Source organism: Zhongshania borealis (assembly GCF_039539625.1).
Classification (GTDB): domain Bacteria; phylum Pseudomonadota; class Gammaproteobacteria; order Pseudomonadales; family Spongiibacteraceae; genus Spongiibacter; species Spongiibacter borealis.
Map to the genome: position 1 here is coordinate 56,980 of NZ_BAABDM010000004.1, position 20,795 is coordinate 77,774.

At 50.9% G+C, this 20,795-nt stretch carries 18 protein-coding genes; 11 read left to right on the top strand and 7 right to left on the bottom strand.

The annotated features are described in order from the left end of the window. Positions 1-37 precede the first annotated feature (37 nt). The 4 genes from aroB to hemE all read left to right on the top strand — a co-directional run bounded on the left by aroB (position 38) and on the right by hemE (position 8,356). Complete coding sequence (gene aroB / locus ABD836_RS11625) at positions 38-1,123, top strand: 3-dehydroquinate synthase (protein WP_344936027.1); 1,086 nt, start codon at positions 38-40, stop codon at positions 1,121-1,123. A 175-nt stretch (positions 1,124-1,298) separates the two neighbouring features. Next, positions 1,299-5,744: a glutamate synthase large subunit gene (gene gltB / locus ABD836_RS11630; RefSeq protein ID WP_344936029.1), complete on the top strand. Its 4,446-nt coding sequence runs from the start codon at positions 1,299-1,301 to the stop codon at positions 5,742-5,744. Between the two features lie 31 nt (positions 5,745-5,775). After that, positions 5,776-7,194: an FAD-dependent oxidoreductase gene (locus ABD836_RS11635; protein WP_344936032.1), complete on the top strand. Its 1,419-nt coding sequence runs from the start codon at positions 5,776-5,778 to the stop codon at positions 7,192-7,194. A 94-nt stretch (positions 7,195-7,288) separates the two neighbouring features. Continuing rightward, a complete protein-coding gene (gene hemE, locus ABD836_RS11640; RefSeq protein ID WP_344936035.1) occupies positions 7,289-8,356 on the top strand; it encodes a uroporphyrinogen decarboxylase in 1,068 nt (355 codons plus the stop codon). A 56-nt stretch (positions 8,357-8,412) separates the two neighbouring features. On the opposite strand, the gene ABD836_RS11645 is transcribed toward hemE, so the two are convergent. Beyond that, complete coding sequence (locus tag ABD836_RS11645) at positions 8,413-8,970, bottom strand: NAD/FAD-utilizing enzyme (protein WP_344936038.1); 558 nt, start codon at positions 8,968-8,970, stop codon at positions 8,413-8,415. A gap of 206 nt (positions 8,971-9,176) precedes the next feature. Between ABD836_RS11645 and ABD836_RS11650 the strand changes: the two genes are divergently transcribed. After that, positions 9,177-9,752, top strand: a complete 576-nt coding sequence (locus ABD836_RS11650) for a DUF1415 domain-containing protein (RefSeq protein ID WP_344936041.1) — start codon at positions 9,177-9,179, stop codon at positions 9,750-9,752. A gap of 3 nt (positions 9,753-9,755) precedes the next feature. Here ABD836_RS11650 and ABD836_RS11655 read toward each other — a convergent pair whose 3' ends face one another. Further along, a complete protein-coding gene (locus tag ABD836_RS11655; protein WP_344936044.1) occupies positions 9,756-10,310 on the bottom strand; it encodes a DUF4136 domain-containing protein in 555 nt (184 codons plus the stop codon). Next, positions 10,310-10,921, bottom strand: coding sequence for a DNA-3-methyladenine glycosylase I (locus ABD836_RS11660; protein ID WP_344936047.1), 612 nt, complete (start codon positions 10,919-10,921; stop codon positions 10,310-10,312). Before ABD836_RS11660 ends, ABD836_RS11655 begins: the two co-directional genes overlap by 1 nt. Positions 10,922-11,031: 110 nt before the next feature. Between ABD836_RS11660 and ABD836_RS11665 the strand changes: the two genes are divergently transcribed. After that, complete coding sequence (locus ABD836_RS11665) at positions 11,032-11,826, top strand: M48 family metallopeptidase (protein ID WP_344936049.1); 795 nt, start codon at positions 11,032-11,034, stop codon at positions 11,824-11,826. Between the two features lie 62 nt (positions 11,827-11,888). Here ABD836_RS11665 and cysE read toward each other — a convergent pair whose 3' ends face one another. Then, complete coding sequence (gene cysE, locus ABD836_RS11670) at positions 11,889-12,701, bottom strand: serine O-acetyltransferase (RefSeq protein ID WP_344936052.1); 813 nt, start codon at positions 12,699-12,701, stop codon at positions 11,889-11,891. A gap of 172 nt (positions 12,702-12,873) precedes the next feature. Between cysE and ABD836_RS11675 the strand changes: the two genes are divergently transcribed. After that, positions 12,874-13,596, top strand: coding sequence for an acyltransferase (locus ABD836_RS11675; RefSeq protein ID WP_344936055.1), 723 nt, complete (start codon positions 12,874-12,876; stop codon positions 13,594-13,596). A gap of 32 nt (positions 13,597-13,628) precedes the next feature. On the opposite strand, the gene ABD836_RS11680 is transcribed toward ABD836_RS11675, so the two are convergent. After that, a complete protein-coding gene (locus ABD836_RS11680) occupies positions 13,629-14,552 on the bottom strand; it encodes a hypothetical protein (protein WP_344936058.1) in 924 nt (307 codons plus the stop codon). A gap of 208 nt (positions 14,553-14,760) precedes the next feature. Between ABD836_RS11680 and ABD836_RS11685 the strand changes: the two genes are divergently transcribed. The 4 genes from ABD836_RS11685 to ABD836_RS11700 all read left to right on the top strand — a co-directional run bounded on the left by ABD836_RS11685 (position 14,761) and on the right by ABD836_RS11700 (position 17,991). Next, on the top strand, positions 14,761-15,429 hold the full coding sequence (locus tag ABD836_RS11685; protein WP_344936060.1) for a TetR/AcrR family transcriptional regulator: 669 nt from the start codon (positions 14,761-14,763) through the stop codon (positions 15,427-15,429). A gap of 90 nt (positions 15,430-15,519) precedes the next feature. Further along, positions 15,520-16,482, top strand: coding sequence for an ABC transporter ATP-binding protein (locus ABD836_RS11690; RefSeq protein ID WP_344936062.1), 963 nt, complete (start codon positions 15,520-15,522; stop codon positions 16,480-16,482). Continuing rightward, complete coding sequence (locus ABD836_RS11695; RefSeq protein ID WP_344936064.1) at positions 16,479-17,240, top strand: ABC transporter permease; 762 nt, start codon at positions 16,479-16,481, stop codon at positions 17,238-17,240. Before ABD836_RS11690 ends, ABD836_RS11695 begins: the two co-directional genes overlap by 4 nt. A gap of 340 nt (positions 17,241-17,580) precedes the next feature. Next, positions 17,581-17,991: a GreA/GreB family elongation factor gene (locus ABD836_RS11700; protein ID WP_344936066.1), complete on the top strand. Its 411-nt coding sequence runs from the start codon at positions 17,581-17,583 to the stop codon at positions 17,989-17,991. 29 nt (positions 17,992-18,020) lie between these two features. On the opposite strand, the gene ABD836_RS11705 is transcribed toward ABD836_RS11700, so the two are convergent. After that, a complete protein-coding gene (locus ABD836_RS11705) occupies positions 18,021-18,572 on the bottom strand; it encodes a hypothetical protein (RefSeq protein ID WP_344936068.1) in 552 nt (183 codons plus the stop codon). Between the two features lie 14 nt (positions 18,573-18,586). Continuing rightward, positions 18,587-20,791 carry a xanthine dehydrogenase family protein molybdopterin-binding subunit gene (locus ABD836_RS11710; protein WP_344936070.1) on the bottom strand — a complete coding sequence of 735 codons (2,205 nt, stop codon included), beginning with the start codon at positions 20,789-20,791 and terminating at the stop codon, positions 18,587-18,589. Positions 20,792-20,795 lie beyond the last annotated feature (4 nt).

The window sequence follows — 20,795 nt, forward strand, 5'->3', positions numbered from 1 at the left end:
TTAGCGGCCCTTAATCTTTTCCCGGACTAACACATTGATGAAACATCTCGAACTCGACTTGGGAGAGCGTAGCTATCCCATCTTTATTGCGCCCGGTATATTGGCTGACGGCGGAATGTGGCAGAAATACATTGCGGGCAGTCAGGTCTGTATTGTCAGTAATGACACTATTGCGCCGCTCTATTTAGCGCGTTTGAAGCAGCAATTATCCGGTAAAAAGGTTTGTGAAGTGATATTGCCAGATGGGGAAGCTTTCAAAACCCTCACTGTCCTTGAAAAGATATTTGATACTTTACTGCAAGAAAATCACAATCGTAGTACCACGCTGATCGCACTTGGTGGCGGGGTTGTTGGCGATATGTGCGGATTTGCTGCTGCGTGTTATCAGCGAGGTGTTCAATTTATTCAGATTCCGACCACCTTACTGTCGATGGTAGATTCCTCTGTAGGTGGAAAGACCGGCGTAAATCACCCCTTAGGTAAGAATATGATTGGCGCTTTCCATCAGCCTAATTGCGTGCTGGCTGACTTGGATCTGTTGAAAACCTTACCGGATCGCGAGTTTTCAGCAGGAATGGCTGAAGTTATAAAGTACGGTTTGATCTGCGACGCGCAATTTTTCAGCTGGCTAGAGCAACATATTGGTGCTTTGATGGCCCGCGATGTGGAGTTGTTGAGCGAGGCGGTTTATCGCAGCTGTGTCAATAAGGCGGCAGTGGTTGCAGAAGATGAGCGCGAGGGCGGTCGCCGCGCAATTTTGAATTTGGGACATACATTTGGCCATGCCATTGAAACCGCCGAAGGCTATGGCAATTGGTTGCACGGTGAAGCTGTTGGCGCTGGCACGGCGCTCGCGTTAGCGCTGTCGGTAAAATTGGGTTGGCTGTCCGCAGATGTTGAAGCCCGAGGCATAACACTGCTTACTCAGGCAGGTTTGCCTATTGCGCCCCCTTCGAATATGAATGTGGATCAATTTTTGCTACTCATGGGGCGTGACAAGAAAGTGCTCGATGGGCAGTTGCGCTTAATATTGTTGACGGGTTTGGGCGAGGCTGTTGTCAGTTCCGAGGCCAGCGTAGAATTGATTACTGAAGTCTTGCTTGCGGCCGGCGTTGGTGCTTAGCTGTTGTTAATTTGTAGGTGATTGATTAAAAATTGATCGCTGGAGCGGGCGTGATTTGTCGCTGCTGTCTCGTCCGTGTAGAATGTCACTCCTTTTTTCGGGTATGTGTAAAAATCCGAAACATTCTTTCCGACTATCTTTTTGTTTTTCTTAGTAATTTTGCGAGAGTCGTTTTATGAGTACAGGCCTGTACAGACCTGATGATGTGCGCGATAACTGTGGCTTTGGCCTGATTGCCCATATGCAGGGCACCGCCAGTCACAAATTATTGCAGACAGCCATCGAATCATTGACGTGTATGACCCATCGCGGTGGTATCGCTGCAGATGGTAAAACCGGTGATGGCTGCGGCTTATTGCTTAAAAAGCCAGATGGGTTTATGCGCTCTGTTGCCCTCAAGGATTGTGGTGCCGAGTTAACCGCGACCTACGGTGTCGGCCAAATATTCCTGAGTCGTGATCCGCTGCGCGCTAAAGCGTCGCGCGCGGCGTTTGAAACGGTGTTGATTAACAATGGCCTAACGCCGGCTGGCTGGCGCGAAGTGCCCGTCGATCCGTCGGTATGTGGCGAAATCGCTTTAGCCAGCTTACCCCGAATTGAGCAGGTGTTTATCAATGTTGAGGGTATGGATGCTCAGCAATTGCGAACTTGTTTGTTTGTGGTTCGTCGCCATGCCGAGAATGCAATAGACGACCCTGATTTTTATATCAGCAGCTTGTCTAGCGATGTTATCGCCTACAAAGGCTTGGTAATGCCTGTGGATTTGCCGAAGTTTTATCTCGACCTAGCAAATCCTGAGTTAGAAACTGCGATCTGTGTTTTTCACCAGCGCTTTTCGACTAATACCAGTCCCCGTTGGCCATTAGCTCAACCCTTCAGAATGTTGGCCCACAATGGTGAGATTAATACCATTGAAGGTAACCGCAACTGGGCAGAGGCGCGCTCCAGTAATTTCAGTAGCCCGCTATTGCCAGATGTGAATGAATTAATGCCACTGGTAAACCGCACTGGTTCCGACTCTTCAAGCCTCGACAATATGCTGGAATTGTTGGTCGCGGGCGGCATGGATTTGTTCCGTGCTGTGCGTATGCTCGTGCCACCCGCGTGGCAGAATATTGAGCATATGGATGCTGACTTAAAAGCGTTCTATGAATACAACTCCATGCACATGGAGCCCTGGGACGGTCCAGCCGGTCTCGTGCTGACAGACGGCCGTTACGCTGTGTGTATGCTAGACCGCAACGGCTTGCGCCCCTCCCGTTGGGTCATTACTAAAGACGGTTTTATCACTGTGGCGTCGGAAATCGGTACATACGGTTACCAGCCAGATGACGTTGTGGCCAAAGGTAGGGTAGGACCTGGTCAGATTCTGGTCGTCGACACTGAAACCGGTGAAGTTCTGCACACGGAAGAGGTCGATAACCGTCTGAAATCGGCGCATCCCTATAAACAGTGGTTGCGCGAAAACGGCAATCGCCTGCAAGATCAGCTTGGTCAAGGTAATCGCCCTGAATTGCCAGAGGGCGACAGTCTTGCTGCTCTACAAAAATATTTCCAAGTCAGCTTTGAAGAGCGTGAGCAGGTTTTGTCTGCGCTAGCAGACAGTGGTAACGAGGCCGTTGGCTCGATGGGCGACGACACGCCTATGGCGGTACTTAGCCGTCAAGAACGCTCGCTATACGATTACTTCCGTCAAAAATTTGCGCAGGTTACCAACCCACCAATCGATCCACTGCGTGAATCGATCGTGATGAGCTTGGAAACTTTGCTGGGCGCTGAGCAAAATGTATTTGAGCAAACCGCCGACCATGCCGATCGCTTAATTCTGACTAGCCCAGTATTATCACCCGATAAGTTTGACCGGCTTATGCATGTTGATTCGCCGCGCTACCCCTTGGCGCGAATTGATTTGGCGTATGATCCTGCACTGACATCGCTGCAAGATGCAGTAACTGCAGTGGCAGAAGCTGCGGAAGCCGCAGTACGTAACGGTAAGGTTATTCTGCTTCTGAGTGATCGTGCTGTGGAACCGGGCATGCTGGTAGTTCACAGCCTTCTTGCCACTGGCGCGGTGCATCACCACTTAATTAAGCAAGGTCTGCGTTGCAACGCCAATATTGTGGTTGAAACCGGTAGTGGCCGCGACTCTCACCAAATGGCCTGTTTGTTTGGTTTTGGCGCAACGGCTATTTATCCCTATATGGCTTTCGCCGTGATCAGCGATATGTTGGCAGATGGCGAAATTCTCGGAGACGAGCAAACCGCCCACACCAATTATTGCAAAGGGATTAATAAAGGCCTGCTCAAAATTATGTCCAAAATGGGCATCTCGACGATTGCCTCCTACCGCGGCGCCCAGTTGTTTGAGGCGATAGGCCTAGCCGATGAGGTTGTCGATACCTGTTTCAAGGGTGTTGCTAGCCGGATCGCTGGTGCAGGCTTTGCGCAGTTACAGCGTGATCAAGAAGCCCTCGCGACTATTGCGTGGCTACCACGTAAACCGCTGGATCAAGGCGGCCTGCTGAAATATGTTCACGGTAAGGAATACCACGCCTTTAATCCAGATGTGGTCATGACACTTCAGGATGCTGTAAAAAGCGGTGATTACGCGGTATGGAAGAAATATTCTAACCTCGTCAACAATCGTCCAGTGGCCACCCTGCGTGATTTATTGGGTATTAAAGAGGATGTTAAAGCCATTCCCCTTGATGAAGTGGAGCCAATAGAAAGCGTGCTACGCCGCTTTGACTCGGCGGGCATGTCCTTGGGCGCATTAAGCCCTGAGGCCCACGAAGCGTTGGCGACAGCGATGAATCGCTTGGGCGGTCGCTCAAACTCTGGTGAGGGCGGGGAAGATCCCGCGCGCTATGGTACGGAGCGGGTGTCTAAAATTAAGCAGGTTGCGTCTGGTCGTTTTGGCGTTACACCGCACTATTTGGTGAATGCTGAAGTGCTCCAGATTAAAGTCGCTCAGGGTGCTAAGCCCGGTGAGGGCGGCCAGTTACCTGGCGGTAAGGTCAACGCACTGATTGCCCGTCTGCGTTACGCCGTGCCCGGTGTGACGCTAATCTCGCCTCCGCCACACCACGATATTTACTCTATCGAGGATTTGGCGCAGCTGATTTTTGATTTAAAACAGGTTAACCCCAGCGCGCTGGTGTCGGTGAAACTGGTGTCTGAACCCGGCGTTGGCACTATCGCTGCGGGTGTGGCTAAAGCCTATGCCGATTTGATTACCATCTCAGGCTACGATGGTGGTACGGCAGCAAGCCCCATAACCTCGATTCGCTATGCGGGTTCGCCATGGGAGCTCGGTTTGTCTGAAGCTCAACAAACCCTGCGTGGCAACGGTTTGCGCGGCAAAGTGCGGGTACAAACTGACGGTGGCCTGAAAACTGGCCTAGATGTGGTAAAAGCCGCGATGCTCGGCGCCGAGAGTTTCGGTTTTGGCACCACGCCAATGGTAGCGCTGGGTTGTAAATACCTGCGTATCTGCCATTTGAATAACTGTGCGACCGGTGTCGCAACCCAGGACGAGCGCCTGCGCGACGAGCACTTTATCGGTACGGTGGAAATGGTGATGAATTTCTTCACCTTTATCGCCATGGAAACTCGTGAGTGGATGGCCAGCATGGGCATTCGCACAATGGCTGAGTTAATTGGCCGCACCGATTTAATGGAACAGAAGCAGGGGCAGACCGAAAAACACGGTTTACTCGACTTGGCACCGATCTTGTACAAAGATCCAGCCATGGCCGGGCAGCCCGAATTCTGCCAGGTAGATTTAAATGCGCCCTTTGATAAAGGCGAAAAGGCCGAAGTAATGGTTGCCGCTGCCTTGGCAGCGATTGACGCAAAAGCCGGTATTGAACTGGATTTCGCCGTAAACAACTGTGATCGTTCAATCGGTGCGCGTTTATCCGGTGAGATCGCCAAGCGTTACGGCAATCTTGGTATGGAAGATGCGCCGGTTACCCTGAATTTAAAAGGCACTGCAGGTCAGAGCTTTGGGGTGTGGAATGCTGGCGGCCTGAATATGTACCTAGAAGGCGATGCCAACGACTACGTCGGTAAGGGCATGGCTGGTGGTAAACTGGTGATTTATCCGCCCAAAGGCAGTGTGTTTGCGAGCCAAGACACGTCTATTGTTGGTAACACCTGTTTGTATGGTGCTACTGGCGGTAAATTGTTTGCCGCTGGTATTGCTGGTGAGCGCTTCGGTGTGCGTAACTCCGGTGCTCATGCCGTTGTTGAAGGTGCTGGCGATCACTGCTGCGAATATATGACAGGCGGTAATGTGACCGTATTAGGGCCCACCGGGGTCAATTTTGGTGCGGGTATGACCGGTGGCTTCGCGTATGTGTTGGATGAAGCCAACCGCTTTGTCGACCGCTACAACAGTGAATTGGTTGAAATGTGCCGGATTACCTCTGAGTCTATGGAGGCCTACCGGGCACATCTGCGCGGCAATATTCAAGAGTTTGTGACTGAAACTGGTTCGGCTTGGGGACAGCATATACTTGATAATTTTGACGACTACATCGGTAAGTTCTGGATGATTAAGCCCAAGGCGGCAAGCCTCAGCCGTTTGCTTGACTCCACCAGAAGACGTCCGGAATAAGCTAGCCGAGTAGCGATGAGGTAAATCGAAAATGGCAGAACGTTTACAAAATACATTCCAGTTTCTTGATGTTGGTCGTCAGGATCCCGGTAAAAAAGACATGGTGCAGCGTAAAACTGCGTTTGTTGAAATTTACGAGCCTTATAGAGAAGAGGACGTAAAGCAGCAGTCGCATCGCTGCCTGAGCTGCGGTAATCCCTATTGTGAGTGGAAATGCCCAGTCCACAACTATATTCCAAATTGGCTAAAACTAGTCACTGAGGGCAACCTGTTCGAGGCGGCGGAATTGAGCCACCAGACCAATAGCTTGCCTGAAGTTTGTGGCCGAGTGTGTCCGCAGGATCGTCTGTGCGAAGGCGCATGTACCCTAAACGACGGTTTTGGTGCGGTGACAATTGGTTCGACTGAAAAGTACATCACAGATACGGCCCTGGCCATGGGTTGGCGCCCAGATATGTCTAAGCGGGTCTGGACTGACAAAAAAGTCGCCGTTATCGGTTCCGGCCCTGCCGGTATCGGCTGTGCCGATGTACTGGTGCGCGCAGGTGTAAAGCCAGTGGTATTTGATCGCTATCCAGAAATTGGCGGCCTGCTGACTTTTGGTATTCCTGAGTTCAAACTTGAGAAATCGGTTATTCAGCGCCGCCGCAAAGTGCTAGAAGACATGGGCGTGGAGTTCCGGGTTAACGTCGATGTTGGTGTTGATATCACTTTGGAATCGTTGCTTGAAGAATACGATGCCGTTTTCCTTGGCATGGGTACTTATAAGTACATGAAGGGCGGCTTTCCCGGTGAAGACCTACCCGGCGTTTACGATGCCTTGCCGTTCTTGGTTTCTAATGTAAATCGCAATATGGGTTGGGAAAAGAACGCAGCCGATTTTATCGACGTTAAAGGTAAGCGTGTTGTGGTCTTGGGCGGTGGTGACACGGCGATGGACTGTAACCGCACCTCGATTCGTCAGGGCGCTGAAAGCGTGGTTTGCGCTTACCGTCGCGATGAAGAAAATATGCCCGGTTCCCGTAAAGAAGTACAAAATGCCGGTGAAGAAGGCGTGCAGTTCTTCTTTAACCGTCAGCCAATCGCGATTGTTGGCGATGAGCACGTCGAAGGCATCAAGGTTGTAAGTACTCAGCTTGGTGAAGCCGACGAGAATGGCCGTCGTCGCCCCGAAGTGATTCCTGGTAGCGAAGAAGTGATTCCCGCAGATGTGGTCTTGGTTGCCTTCGGCTTCCAGCCCAATCCGCCGTCGTGGATATCTAATGCAGGTGTTACTGTAAATAGCTGGGGTGGTATCGACGCCGCGGAACAGCAAACCTATAAATTCCAAACCAGTAATCCTAAGATATTTGCTGGTGGCGATATGGTGCGCGGCTCAGATTTGGTGGTTACCGCAGTATGGGAAGGCCGCCAGGCTGCTGAAGGAATATTGGATTACTTAAAAGTTTAAATCGCAGGCCGCTAGAGGGGAGACGGAAAACGCAAAAGACCGTGTGGCGTTTCATCCTAGCGTCTCCCGTTTACCGTCTAGCATTGAGCGAATTATGACTGAATTGAAAAATGATACTTTCCTTCGCGCCTTACAGCGCGAGCCAGTAGAGTACACACCAGTATGGATGATGCGCCAAGCAGGTCGTTATCTTCCTGAATACCGTGCGACTCGTGGCAAGGCGGGTGATTTTATGTCACTTTGTATGAATCCCGAGTTGGCGTGTGAAGTGACTCTTCAGCCGTTGGAGCGCTATCCCCTCGATGCCGCTATTTTGTTTTCTGATATTTTGACTATTCCCGATGCTATGGGCTTGGGATTGTATTTTGAAACCGGCGAAGGTCCCCGTTTTAAGAAAACCGTGCGGACTATGGCTGATGTCGATGCCTTGCCGATTGTGGATGGCGAAAACGATCTCACTTATGTCTGCGACGCAGTACGTACAATTCGTCGCGAATTAAACGGTCGAGTACCGCTAATCGGATTTTCTGGCAGCCCTTGGACATTGGCTACCTATATGGTTGAGGGCGGTGGATCAAAAGACCACGCCCGTTGCAAGGCACTGGCGTTTGATCAGCCAGAACTGATGCACGCCCTATTAGATAAATTGGCTAAAAGCGTCACTGCCTATTTGAACGATCAAATTCGCGCTGGCGCTCAGGCAGTACAAATTTTTGATACCTGGGGCGGGGCCTTGAGTCACAATGCCTACCAAGAGTTCAGCCTGCGTTATATGCAGCAGATTGTTGATGGCCTGATTAAGGAAAATGATGGCCGTAAAGTGCCGGTTATATTGTTCACCAAAAATGGCGGCCAGTGGTTGGAGTCGATGGCCGCGACTGGTGCGTCAGCACTGGGTCTCGATTGGACAACTGATATTGGCGCGGCACGTGCTCGTGTTGGCGACAAAGTTGCCCTGCAGGGCAATATGGATCCTTCTATGCTTCGGGCATCACCTGCGCGGATCCGCGAAGAAGTGGCTGCAATTTTGGCTCGCTATGGTAGCGGTCCTGGCCATGTATTTAATCTGGGGCATGGTATTACGCCGGAGGTTGATCCTGCGCATGCAGGCGCGTTTATTGAGTGCGTACGTGAATTGTCGGCTCCATATCACAGTAAATAATCAAAATTAACGTATAAAAATGGCGGGTTATCCCGCCTTTTTTAGCTTTCTATTGCCTAGGGCATAACCTCAACAAAATTTCGCCATTTGTTTTGCAGGGTGACGAACCATTGCGCGGCGCCATGCCCAGTGCCAGAAAACTCAAGTTCTGGATAGTGCGCAGTGACGTTATTTAGAATGCTGTGGTCTTTTTCGTTGATATCGATAAGTAACAAATGCCGCCCGCTGGCTAAGGCCTGCTGGAATCGTTTGAACTCGTGGTGAGGCTCTTGAATACCGAATAGACCTCCCTCCCAAGTAAAAAAGCCCAGGACAACAACGGCGAGGAAGATAAATGGGGTCCAACCCGCTGCGGTGGCGGTTGCGCCGGAGTAATGACCTACTGCGATAACAACAGCCGCGGCCGCTGCGCCAATTAGTGCGCCGCGCTCCATTGAGTGGACAACATCTTTGCGTAACACTGCCTCTACATCATTGAGCTTGCGGACTGTCATGCCGCTATCATCATTGCTTAGAACATGAATTTGGGGCGCGGAAATCCCGTTTACTGCTAGGTCATGTTCAACGGCCGTGAGTTTGTCGAGATTATCCGTCAGAAAAAAATAGCGTTTCATATTATTGTGCTCCTAACCTTAGCTAGCGTATGGAGTAGCGATGGGCCTAAGAGTGTGCGGCCATTGCTGCTACAATCCTCCAATTCAGTCTATCAGTGTCAGTGCTGGCTGCCTTGTGCTAATTAGGGCTTTATTATTGTATTTTTGTCTAAGCCGCCGCACGGTGATTTCAGATAAATCTAATGGCAGTGCTGTTTGGGGGATAAATGAGCGCGAATAACAGTGAAATAACGACTATAGAGGCTATTGAAGCCACGGTGCGTCAGTGGCTTGACGAAATTGTTGTCGGCTTGGGATTGTGTCCGTTTGCGGCTAAGCCGCTGCAGGCGTCGCGCGTGCGTATTGACATTAGTTTAGCGCAAGACCCTGAGGCGCTTGCGGCTGACCTGCATCTCGCGCTATGCCGCCTTGAGGAAACGCCAGTAAGCATATTAGAAACGAGCCTACTCGTGGTGCCCGATATGTTGGCAGATTTCTACGATTACAATGATTTTCTCGATGTCGCCGACGCAATGTTGGAAGAGGGTGACTGGGACGGGGTTATCCAAATTGCGAGTTTTCACCCCGCGTATCAGTTTGCAGATACTGACCCAAGTGACGCTGAGAACTTCACTAATCGAGCGCCTTACCCGATATTTCATTTGCTGCGGGAAGCCAGCCTTGATGCGGTATTGGCGTCTTACCCTGATCCTGAGGCGATTCCCGAGCGGAATATTGCGCTTTTTAGGCAAATGAATCGTGACGCACTAAAGCGTTTATTCCCCTATTGTTTTCGCAAATAAAGGCTATTTTTGGCTTGGGGGGAACTGGGCTAAAATTTCTGTGACTGCCTGCTCAATGGTCGCGGCGTTGACTTTGGGGTCGCTGTTGTGAAGTTCGCTGACTAACGACCCGCGCCAGCTCAATTTCATGTCATTTGGATTCAGGAAATCAATAATAATTTGCACATTGCGGTTGATGGTGTCCTTGCCCAGCGGGACTCCGACTGAGGTGCTTACGCCGATATTGCTACCAAAACTGCCGAAACCTAAGCCTATGCGAGGGCTGCGATCAATCGTTTCGGCCGCTTCAGCTAAATAGTATTGAACGATAAAGTCAGCATTTTCAGGGGTTTGAGCTTGGGTGAATAAACGATTTTTGAGCTGAATTTGGAGCGCAGCCTTTACATTTTCGATAAGGAATGGCGAGATGTTTTTGTCGGCGCCACTTTGCTCCGACCAGTGATACTGCTGGTATGCACTGAAATCGCTACTCGGGTTGTAGTCTGTAATTACCTTGCTCGTGCTGCAGGCACTTAGTACGGCGCTAAGGCTTAAAATCAATACGCTGGCGAATTTCATTATGTAGATCCTTCATCTTGCCAATGAGCATGAAAATTTTTGCCTAATTCGGCACAGGCCGCATGTCTGGGGCAGCTTAGCAGGTGATCATTGACAAATCCTAATGCCTGCAAATAGGCGTAGCAGATGGTGCTGCCAAAAAAGCGGAAACCGCGCTTTTTTAGGTCCTTGCTGATTTGATCGGACTGCTCGCTAGTGGCGGGTACGTCAGCCAACGTTAGCCATTGATTTTGTATTGGCTTGTCGTCGAAGTAGGACCACATATACCGAGCGAAGCTGCCGTATTCCTTTTGAATTTCCAAAAAGAGTTTAGCATTGCTTATGGTGCTTTCTATTTTTAAGCGATTACGAACAATACCTGGGTTGGCTTTTAATATCTCGACCATATCCGCATCGAATTTAGCGACTTTATGGGGGCTGAAGTCGGCGAAGGCCATTCGATAGCCTTCGCGTTTACGTAGCACGGTCAGCCAACTTAGACCTGCTTGGGCGGCCTCTAGGATTAAAAACTCAAAATGAGTGCGGTCGTCATCACAGGGAACGCCCCATTCTTGATTGTGGTAAGCAATATATTGAGGGTCGCTTAAGCACCAGCCACAAAGCTCTGACACTGTTCACACTCCTTTTTGTATTCTGGAAGACTACACCATTCACAGTGCAGGCGGCTATGCCATAATGGTGGTCTTAATTCCGAATTACTTTAACGCTAATAAGGTGTTTTATGAAAATGTTTAAGTCGGTTTTGGCTGTGGTCATTTCGCTTGGCTTAGTTGCCTGCGCCGAATCCCCCACGGGTCGTCGCCAAGTGCTTTTATTTTCTGATGGTGAAATGTCGCAAATGGGTGGCGTAGCATTTGACGACATGAAGAAAAAAATGACCATTAATAAAGACGGCGCGACAAATCGCTATGTCAGCTGTATTGCTGATGCCATCACTGCGAGCTTGCCTACTGAATGGCGCGGTAGTTGGGAGGTGGTGGTATTTGAAGAAGCGTCGGCGAATGCTTTTGCTTTACCAGGTAAAAAAATCGGTGTGCACACAGGCATATTTGCAGTCGCTAAAACGACCGATCAGCTGGCGACGGTGATTGGCCACGAAGTAGGCCACGTTTTAGCGCATCATAGCGCAGAGCGAATGTCGGTACAGAGTGTTGCGGGCACTGGCACGCAGCTAATTGGGGTATTACTTGGTGAAGGCGCGGGTAAAGAAACGGTTATGGGTCTATTGGGTTTAGGTACCCAATTTGGCGTAGTGCTGCCCTACGGCCGCGCCCAAGAGTCTGAGGCTGACCTAGTGGGTTTAGACCTGATGGCGAAATCTGGCTTTAATCCAGAAGCCAGTATCAGTCTTTGGCAAAACATGAGCGCGGTTGGCGGCGGTCAGCCACCAGAGTTTATGTCTACCCACCCGTCACACGCTTCGCGTATTAAGGACCTACAGAAACAGCTGGCAACGGCAACGCCGCTGTATCAGCGTGCGCAGGCAAATGGTATTAAACCTGTGTGTAAGCGTTAAGGCAGAGTGTTCGCAACGTGCCATAGACGCGACGGATAAAAGGTCTTTATTTTATCCGTCGTTTACTCGTCACAGCACGCGCGATGATTCATCGACAAGGCGGGGGCGAGGCAGTCGGGTTTGCCAATAACTTTGGCAGGTACGCCGGCGACCAGCGTATGCGGTGGTACGTCACGTAGAACGACGCTGCCGGCCATGACTTGCGCGCCCTCACCAATATGAATATTACCCAGTATTTTAGCACCAGCGCTTAGTAATACGCCGTCAGCGACCTTGGGGTGGCGATCGCCTTCTTCTTTGCCAGTACCGCCTAGGGTGACTGACTGCATAATCGATACATTATTGCCGACCACAGCGGTTTCACCAATGACGATACCGGTGGCATGGTCCATTAAAATGCCCCGACCAATTTTAGCGGCGGGGTGAATGTCGACCCCGAATTCACAGGAAATTCGGTTCTGGAAAAATAGTGCTAAAGACGTTCTCCCCTGCACCCATAGTGAGTGGGCAATGCGGTAGGATTGCAGGGCATGGAAGCCTTTAAAATACAGAAAAGGTATCGATAAGCTGGCGCAGGCTGAGTCGCGCTCAAATACTGCGCAGATATCCGCGCGTATGGCGCGGCCAATTTCGGGGTCGGCGATGAACGCCTTTTCAATTACTTCTCTTACCAATAAAGCCGACGCCGCCGGACTATTGAGAATCTGCGCTAAGTGGAAGCTCAGCGCGGTTTCCAAGGTGTCGTGATTGAGAATAGTCGCGTGCAGGAAACTGGCTAGCACGGGCTCGCGTTCAACCTCGCGGGCAGTTTCCTTGCGAATGGTTTGCCAAACTGGGTCGAGTTTGTCGGTTTGCTTTGCGGCGCGAATAGTCATGATCAATGGCAAGTGCGTGTCGAGAATGTTGCCCTAGTATAGCGCTGGCAGGCGCTGCTGTAACGGGCGATTGCGATAAGGCGACGATCGTCATGGTTTGGTAATCTTTCAAGCATTGCTCCACTGCGACGCACTTGCGACACTGTTCAGCTTTTAGCGCAATGGACAAAGCATGCGACAGGATCAACGGCCCTATTGGGTTAAAAAGACCTACCTGAGCTTTCGTAGCTGGTATACCCAGCATTTTCTCAAGCCTGCCTGTGATTTTTTAGGCGATTACCCTACGTTTATGAAGCCCTGGTATATCTCTATTTCTGGGCCAAATATAGAAATAGGCCATTGCGCAACCGTCATTGGCGAGCCCGAAAATCGAGTTAAAATCGGGGTTTGGGGGAAGGACGAACACAGTGGTCGCATTAAAATCGGTGATTACGTACTTATTAGCCCCGGCACGCGGATTTCGGCGGCCAGCGAAATTGTTATTGGTGACAGTGTCATGATTGCTAACGGCGTGTACATCACTGACAGCGATTGGCACAAAATGTACGACCGCGCGAGTCGCAGTACCGATGTTACGCCAGTACATATTGGCAATAATGTTTGGCTGGGTGATCGCTGCACCGTGCTTAAGGGCGTAAGTATCGGTGACAACAGTGTTGTGGCCGCCTGTGCTGTGGTGAGCCGCGATGTTCCGCCGAATGTGGTGGTGGCGGGTAACCCGGCTGTAGTGGTGAAGGAACTGGATGTGAATCGGCCAATGCAGACCCGCGCCGATTATTTCGCCGATCCCGTGGGGCAGGCGAAATTTTTCGATGGGGTCGATAGGATGGTGCTGCAAAAAAATGGTTTTTTCCGCTGGTTGCGAATACTGTTTAAACCGAGCAACACAGACTAAGCCCTTATCATTACTCGATGAAAGCGTACGGGTTACTTTGATTTTGGTCTGGGTAAAATTTCAATCTTGGCGGGTATGCCCTCCGAGCCGATAAGTAGCTGTGCGCCATCTCGGCTAAACGTTCCAGCTTCGATTTGCGGCATGCGTTTTACCTTCACTACCATAGGTGTTTCGTTCAGCGCTTGAAGCCACGTTTGATTGGTGGCGCGCGGAAAGTAATAGGTATTGCGTAAGGTAACAATGATTGCCGCATCGCCTTCTGGACTGAATGCCATCGCGGTGGGCGAGAAATGGCTAATGCGCCCGGTGCCCTGAGCTTGATGTTTATCTACGCTCGGTATACTGCGAACTTCGCCCAGATAGTTTAACGGCACGGGCTGGCCGGGAAGCGCGTCGAGTGAAAAGCGATACAGACGGGGGTGAGTGTCGCGCTTACTTAAGATGTACACAAAGCGCGCTCGACCGTCCACAGCGAGAGCTTCGGCGTCGCGAGGGCCGTCTTCATTGTTGAGGATAAAATGGCGTAGAACTTGGCCTTCAGTTGTGGGGGACTTTAGCTCGGTAGGTTCCTTGACTAAATACACATCGGTAAATGGTCGAAACGCCATATTGTCGCCAATGTCGCCAACAAGCAGAAAGCCGTCACTGCCATCGCTAAAGCTGTCCATGTCCTCCCAATCAAACGCGCCGGCTCCTTTGATTTTGAGTTCGCTTAAAACGGTGCCGTTTCCGTCAAAGACGAATAAGCGGGCTCGGTCGCCGCTGTCATTGTGAGCCCAATAGCGGTTGTTGTGGATTGCGCTGGCGGTCATGCCGCTCATCTCAGTAAGTGCTTGGCTGCCGACCGTAGTACGGCGATTGCTGGTCGCATTTTCCTCAGCTGCGACGCTAAGTTGTGAGGTCATGAGGTATACGCATAGCAGTCCAATAACCGCGTGGGTGGTGATTTTACTCATATTGATCCTAATGGCGCTGATGCATGTGATAATGGAGTGCGCGGTTAGCGTATTGTTCCCGTGAGTTCTACGGAGATACTCGCGCCTATGTTAAGGCCGTAATGTGATGAAATGAAGACGGCGATATTACCCTTGAGGGCGGTGGTCGCTGTACACGTATAAAAAGAGCAATGTAGACAGCGTCAAGTTAGCTTGATAGATTGCGCTAATGTCAAATTCAGATATTGAAAATAGTGGTTCCAGCCATGGCTTAGGCGATCACAAACCCTATCATCACGGTGATTTGCGGCGGCAATTGCTCGATGCTGCGGCTAAGTTGATTCGTGAAGAGGGCGAGGCTGCGCTATCAATGCGTAAGCTGGCCTTAGCTGTCGGGGTGTCGCGTACCGCGCCATACCATCATTTTAGCGATAAACAGGCTTTATTGTGTGCGGTGGCGGAAGAGGGGTTTCGTCGTTTTCGAGGGATTGTTTCTGTTCGCCCTGAGTCTGGTGAAATCGGCGATCAAGCTGCCGTTGTTGATGAGGCCGCTATTCGCCTGTTTATTCGGCGTTACATCGATTTTGCGGTGAACAACGCCGAGTATTATGACCTTATGTTCGGCGGGCATTTATGGAAGTCGCAACAATTAACGGCCTCCTTAAAAGAGGTCGCTTACGCCTCCTTTAAAGTCTATATAGAGCATATTCGCCACTGGCAGAAATCGACGTTGCTTGAATCTGCTGTCGACCCATTGCGCTATGCTCAAGTCACTTGGTCAACTTTGCATGGCATGAGTCGGCTGCTGATCGACGGTATTTATCTGGACTCCGCAGCCGTGGCGGCAATGAGCGACACTGCGGCGGATATGTTTTGGCGGCAATTGCAGTCTACGTAAATCACAAATCCTCTGTAGCCCTTGCCTAGAGCGCAGACATGGTTGACACTTCTTGCGGATTATTTTCGCTGTCCTTAGCTAGGAGTCTGTGTGTCGGCCATTATTAGCGTGTCCAATCTAAATAAAGTCTATGACGGGGGCTTTCAGGCTTTAAACAACATTAGCCTCGATATTCTGCAGGGCGAAATTTTTGCGCTTCTCGGTCCCAATGGCGCGGGTAAAACCACCTTAATTAGTATTATCTGCGGAATTGTCAATCCAAGTAGTGGAACGATCAGCGCCGATGGTCACGACATTGTGCGAGATTATCGCGCTGCGCGCAGTAAAATTGGTTTGGTGCCACAGGAACTCTGCACCGATGGTTTTGAGAGTGTGCTGGCAACGGTGACCTTTAGTCGAGGCCTGTTCGGAAAGCCGCCGAACGCGGCTTATATAGAGCAAATTCTGCGGCAACTTTCGCTTTGGGATAAAAAAGACGCGCGGATTATGTCCTTATCGGGCGGAATGAAACGCCGGGTTATGATCGCCAAGGCGTTGTCTCATGAACCTGAAATTCTGTTTTTGGATGAGCCAACCGCGGGGGTAGACGTAGAGCTGCGCCGGGATATGTGGGATATGGTACGCGAACTACGTGAGCGCGGCGTCACGATTATTTTAACCACTCATTACATTGAAGAAGCCGAAGAGATGGCTGATCGCATTGGGGTAATTAACAAAGGCGAAATTGTTCTGGTTGAAGAGAAAAGTGCGCTAATGGACAAGCTTGGACAAAAGCAATTGCGACTGCAATTGCAGCGGCCGCTCGAGGTGCTGCCGCTAGAGCTGCAATCGTATCCGCTCAGTCTCGGCAACGAGGGGATGGAGTTAATTTATCACTTTGATAGCCAGGGCGAGCACACTGGGATTGCCGATCTCTTTCGCCGCCTCGACGAGCACGGCATTGACTACAAAGACTTGCAGTCGCGTCAGCGTTCCTTAGAAGAAATATTCGTTAGTTTGGTTTCCTCGCCTCAACAAGTCAGTGCTGCGCCGCAGTCGGAGGTGAATTCATGAATTTTTATGCAATTCGCGCTATTTACAAATTTGAGCTGGGCCGCACTTGGCGCACTTTGATGCAAAGTATTGCCTCCCCTGTTATTTCTACATCATTGTATTTTGTCGTATTTGGCTCGGCAATCGGCTCCAGAATGGTCGAGATAAATGGCGTTAGCTACGGCGCTTTTATTATTCCCGGACTAATTATGTTGGCGCTATTAACCGAGAGTATTTCTAACGCCTCATTTGGTATTTACTTTCCCAAGTACAATGGCACCATTTACGAGATTTTGTCGGCTCCTATCTCAATGCCCGAAATCCTCCTCGGTTATGTCGGCGCTGCGGCCACTAAATCGGTGGTTCTTGGGATTATTATTCTGATTACTGCGCGTTTATTTGTTGATTATCATATTGCTCACCCAGTATGGATGGTCACGTTTTTACTGTTAACCGCAGTTACCTTTAGCTTGTTCGGTTTTATTATTGGGATTTGGGCCGACGGTTTTGAAAAGCTGCAAATTATTCCAATGTTGATTGTGACCCCGCTGACGTTTCTGGGGGGCAGTTTTTACTCTATTACCATGCTGCCGCCACTCTGGCAGACCATTACTCTCGCGAATCCGGTGGTGTATTTGATCAGTGCGTTTCGCTGGAGTTTTTACGATGTAGCGGATGTTAATGTCGGGGTTAGTGTTGGTATGATTTTATTGTTTATGCTGGCTTGCCTGGCGCTGATCGCTTGGATATTTCGTACCGGTTATCGCTTAAAAAATTAATGTAGTCGCGCGTGTTTCTTGCCGTTTAACGCTAGTGCCTATTTGATTGAAGCGTGACATGGCATTTCAATTGCCTAAACTTTGAACAGGCGCAAGTTTGCTTGCTTGTTTTTGAACGGCGACATGCTAATGTGGCTGCCACGAATAATAAAAAAAGTGGCAAATAGAATGTTAAATACGTTGAGTGGACGGCCTGCCCGATATTTCGGTGACAGTCTTTCTCTTTCGAGGCGATCGAGTCACTCGGTCGCCTGATTAACCTCGCTATACAATTATATCAGCGCTGTGGGCAGTAATAAGCTTCGTCACGCTGTTGATATCACGCTTGGAGAGAACCGTTTTGACTAATGCAGATGACGAGTATTTGTTGATTAAAGAGTCGGATTATCGATCCTTGTCCGAGTTTATACAGCGCAATCGATCTGAGGCAACAGCAGCACTTGCAGGCGAAATTAATAAAGCAAAAGTGCTGGCGGATGAGGCCTTTCCTGACAATGTTGTGTCGTTAAATGCGACGGTAGACTTGTTTGATCCGGCGTTGAGTAAAGAGAGTAAAATAATGTTGGTATTACCGTGGCAGGCGGATTTAACCAAAAGAAAGGTTTCTATTCTTTCGCCGGTAGGCTGTGCATTAATTGGGCTGCGTGCGGGGCGGCGTTTTCATTGGCCCTTACTCAATGGTAAGGGCCGCATCTTGGAAATTATCAGGGTGGCCGAGGCACAGAGCCATAAGCGCACCTCCCGCGCGTAATCATTTTGCAACTTCCCACGGACGGGAATTTAGCAGGGCCCTCCGGCATTCACCCACGCTCGCAAAGCCTCAGCAAATTCACTCTGACTTAATGGTGGCGTACTGCGCGTCGCGCCAGGCATCCAAGCCCACAAAACGAGCGCGTCTTCAGTCATGTGATGGAATAAGTCTTCCAAGCTTCGGTTGCCATTTTTAGTGGTATCTTTTAATACGGTGCACAGCTGGCCGGCACTTAAGTCCTCCCAGGCCATGCTTAGCGGCGCCAGCCCCCAGTGTGGTGCGCCGGGCACCTCGCCATCGGCAACATTTTCATCTTGGTGACATGCAGAGCACTGTAAGGTCGGTGCGCCATGGTTGTCTTCGCCGCGAACCACGAGCTGGTCGTGGCGTCGCCGCTCGTCGCCTTGCCTTGGGAATTCGGTTTTGGTGTGGCAATTCATGCAGCGCGGGTGGCTTAGTACCTCAAACAGTGGCGCGAATAACGGCGACTGCGCGTAGGATGCCGCGCTGATTACAGTCGTAAACACGGCTAAGCTGATAACGCGCAGGCGGCCGCGGATTTTCTTAAAATACGGTGTCATGGTCGGCTCCCCGATTACGCGATGATAAAGTTTAGACGGCTCAGTGGCAGCTCGCGAATACGTTCGCCTGTGGCTGTGAATATCGCGTTTGCGAGCGCGGGACCAACGCAAGGTACTCCGATTTCGCCCACGCCGCCGACGGTATTGCCGCTGTTTACTATTACTGTCTCAATAATCGGTGTTTGATGCATACGCAAGACGGGGTAGTCGTCGAAATTGCTCTGCTGTACAACGCCATCGTCCAGCAGTATTTCGCCGAACAGCACGCTAGATAGCGCAAAAATAACCGCTGACTCCACTTGCGCGATGACAAGGTCAGGATTAACAGCGGTGCCGCAATCCACCGCGCTTACGACTCTGTGTATGGTCAGTTCACGACCCGCCGATACCGACACCTCCACCACTTGGGCGACAAAACTGTTCCAATGGCCCATAACAGCGATACCTTGCTTAACGCCGGAGGTACTTCCCCAGTTCGCTGCTTGAGCTACGGCATCGAGAACGGCTAAGTGACGAGGTTTGTCGCTTAGCAATTGCCGCCGGAAGGTGTAGGGGTTTTGGTTTACCTTAAGTGCCAATTCGTCGATAAATGTCTCTTGGGCAAAAACGTCGGTGAATTTATTGACCGAACGCATCCACAATGAGGGCATATTCGGCAGCACTGTAAGGTGTACGTCCATGGTGACGTTGTCAATTTTATAGGGCATGCCGGTTTCAAAGTCTGTCAGCTCTGCCAGTGGCGGTAGCTCCATATCGTGCAGGGCGTCTAGGGCATTTTCGACATACAGCGATGCGGTCACATCTTGGGTGACGGCTCGATGCGTCCATGCGGTGATCTCATCGGCACTGTTTAGTGAGGCGGATACTCGCACGGCAGCCGCAGGGCGATAATAACCGCCTTTCATGTCGTCTTCTCTGGTCCAAATAACTTTGACAGGTTGCTGTAGTGCTTTGGCAACAAAGCAGGCGTCCCGGACAAAGTCCGCTAGGGGGTTGCCGCGTCGGCCAAAGCCGCCGCCCGCGGGCATCATATGGAAATTTATTTGATCCGGCAGTAAACCTAAGACGACCCCTGCAAACACCTTGTCGAGGGTGGCCGACTGAGTGCCGGTCCAAATCTCGGCGCTGCTGCCGTCGTAGTCTACGACAACATTGAGGGGCTCCATGGCGGCGTGGGCCATAAACGGAAAATAGTAGTCCGCGCTCAGGGTCTCATTTGCTTGTAACTGCGCGAGGAGGGTTGAACCGTCAGAGCGAATTGGCACGCCGGGCAAGTTGAGTTTGAAGTTGTACTCTGCCCGCTGGCTTTCTGAGTCAGTGCGTCCAGCCAATAATTCGTTCCAACTAACTTGCAGGGCTTTTCGCCCTTGCTGTGCGGCCCAAAAGTCGTCGGCGACCACAGCAACACCGCCGGGAATAGTGTGCACACTTTGCACGCCGGGAACCGCCAGTGCGGCGTTGTCGTCAACGCTCAAGGCTTGGCCGTTGAAGCGTGGTGGGCGCGCAATCAGTGCGGTAAGCATACCGGGAATGTCGACATCCATTCCGTACTTAAAACTGCCGTCGGTTTTGTCGCTGGCGTCGGTGCGCTGAGGCGAGGTGCCAATAATGCGGTAGTTGGCCGGATCTTTCAGGCTAGGGCTGCTGGGAATATCCTCCTCTGCAGCGGCGCTAGAAAGCTCTCCGTAACTTGCGCTGCGTCCGCCAATGTCGTCGAAGACATAGCTAGCCTCAGTGCGCAAGCTGCTGGGGTCGACATCCCAGCGTTTTGCGGCGGCGTTTATTAGCATTTGTCTGACGGTAGCACCAATACTGCGCTGCGCGTCGAAGTAGCCGCGAATGGCCGAGCTGGCCACGGTGAATTGCAGTAAATTTTGAAAATACGGGTTATTGAAGTTTGCGGCGACTGGGGACTGTTCGGCACTGACCAAACTCCAGTCTGCATCCAGTTCTTCAGCTACTATCATTGGGATGGAGGTAAGTGCACCTTGGCCAATTTCGGTAGCGCCGACAAGAACCGTAATGCGGTTATCGGTGGCAATACGCATGAATTCGCCAATGATGTGTTCTTCGGCGACAGTTGGTGGTGTGCCGTTATTGTCATCGGGGTTGTTCGCTGTGCGGCTGCGCGACGAGCCGCCGCAAGCGACTAGCAACCCGCCACCGGCCATGACGCTGATTTTTATGAAATCGCGCCGATTTAGTCCAGAGTTTGTCATCGCT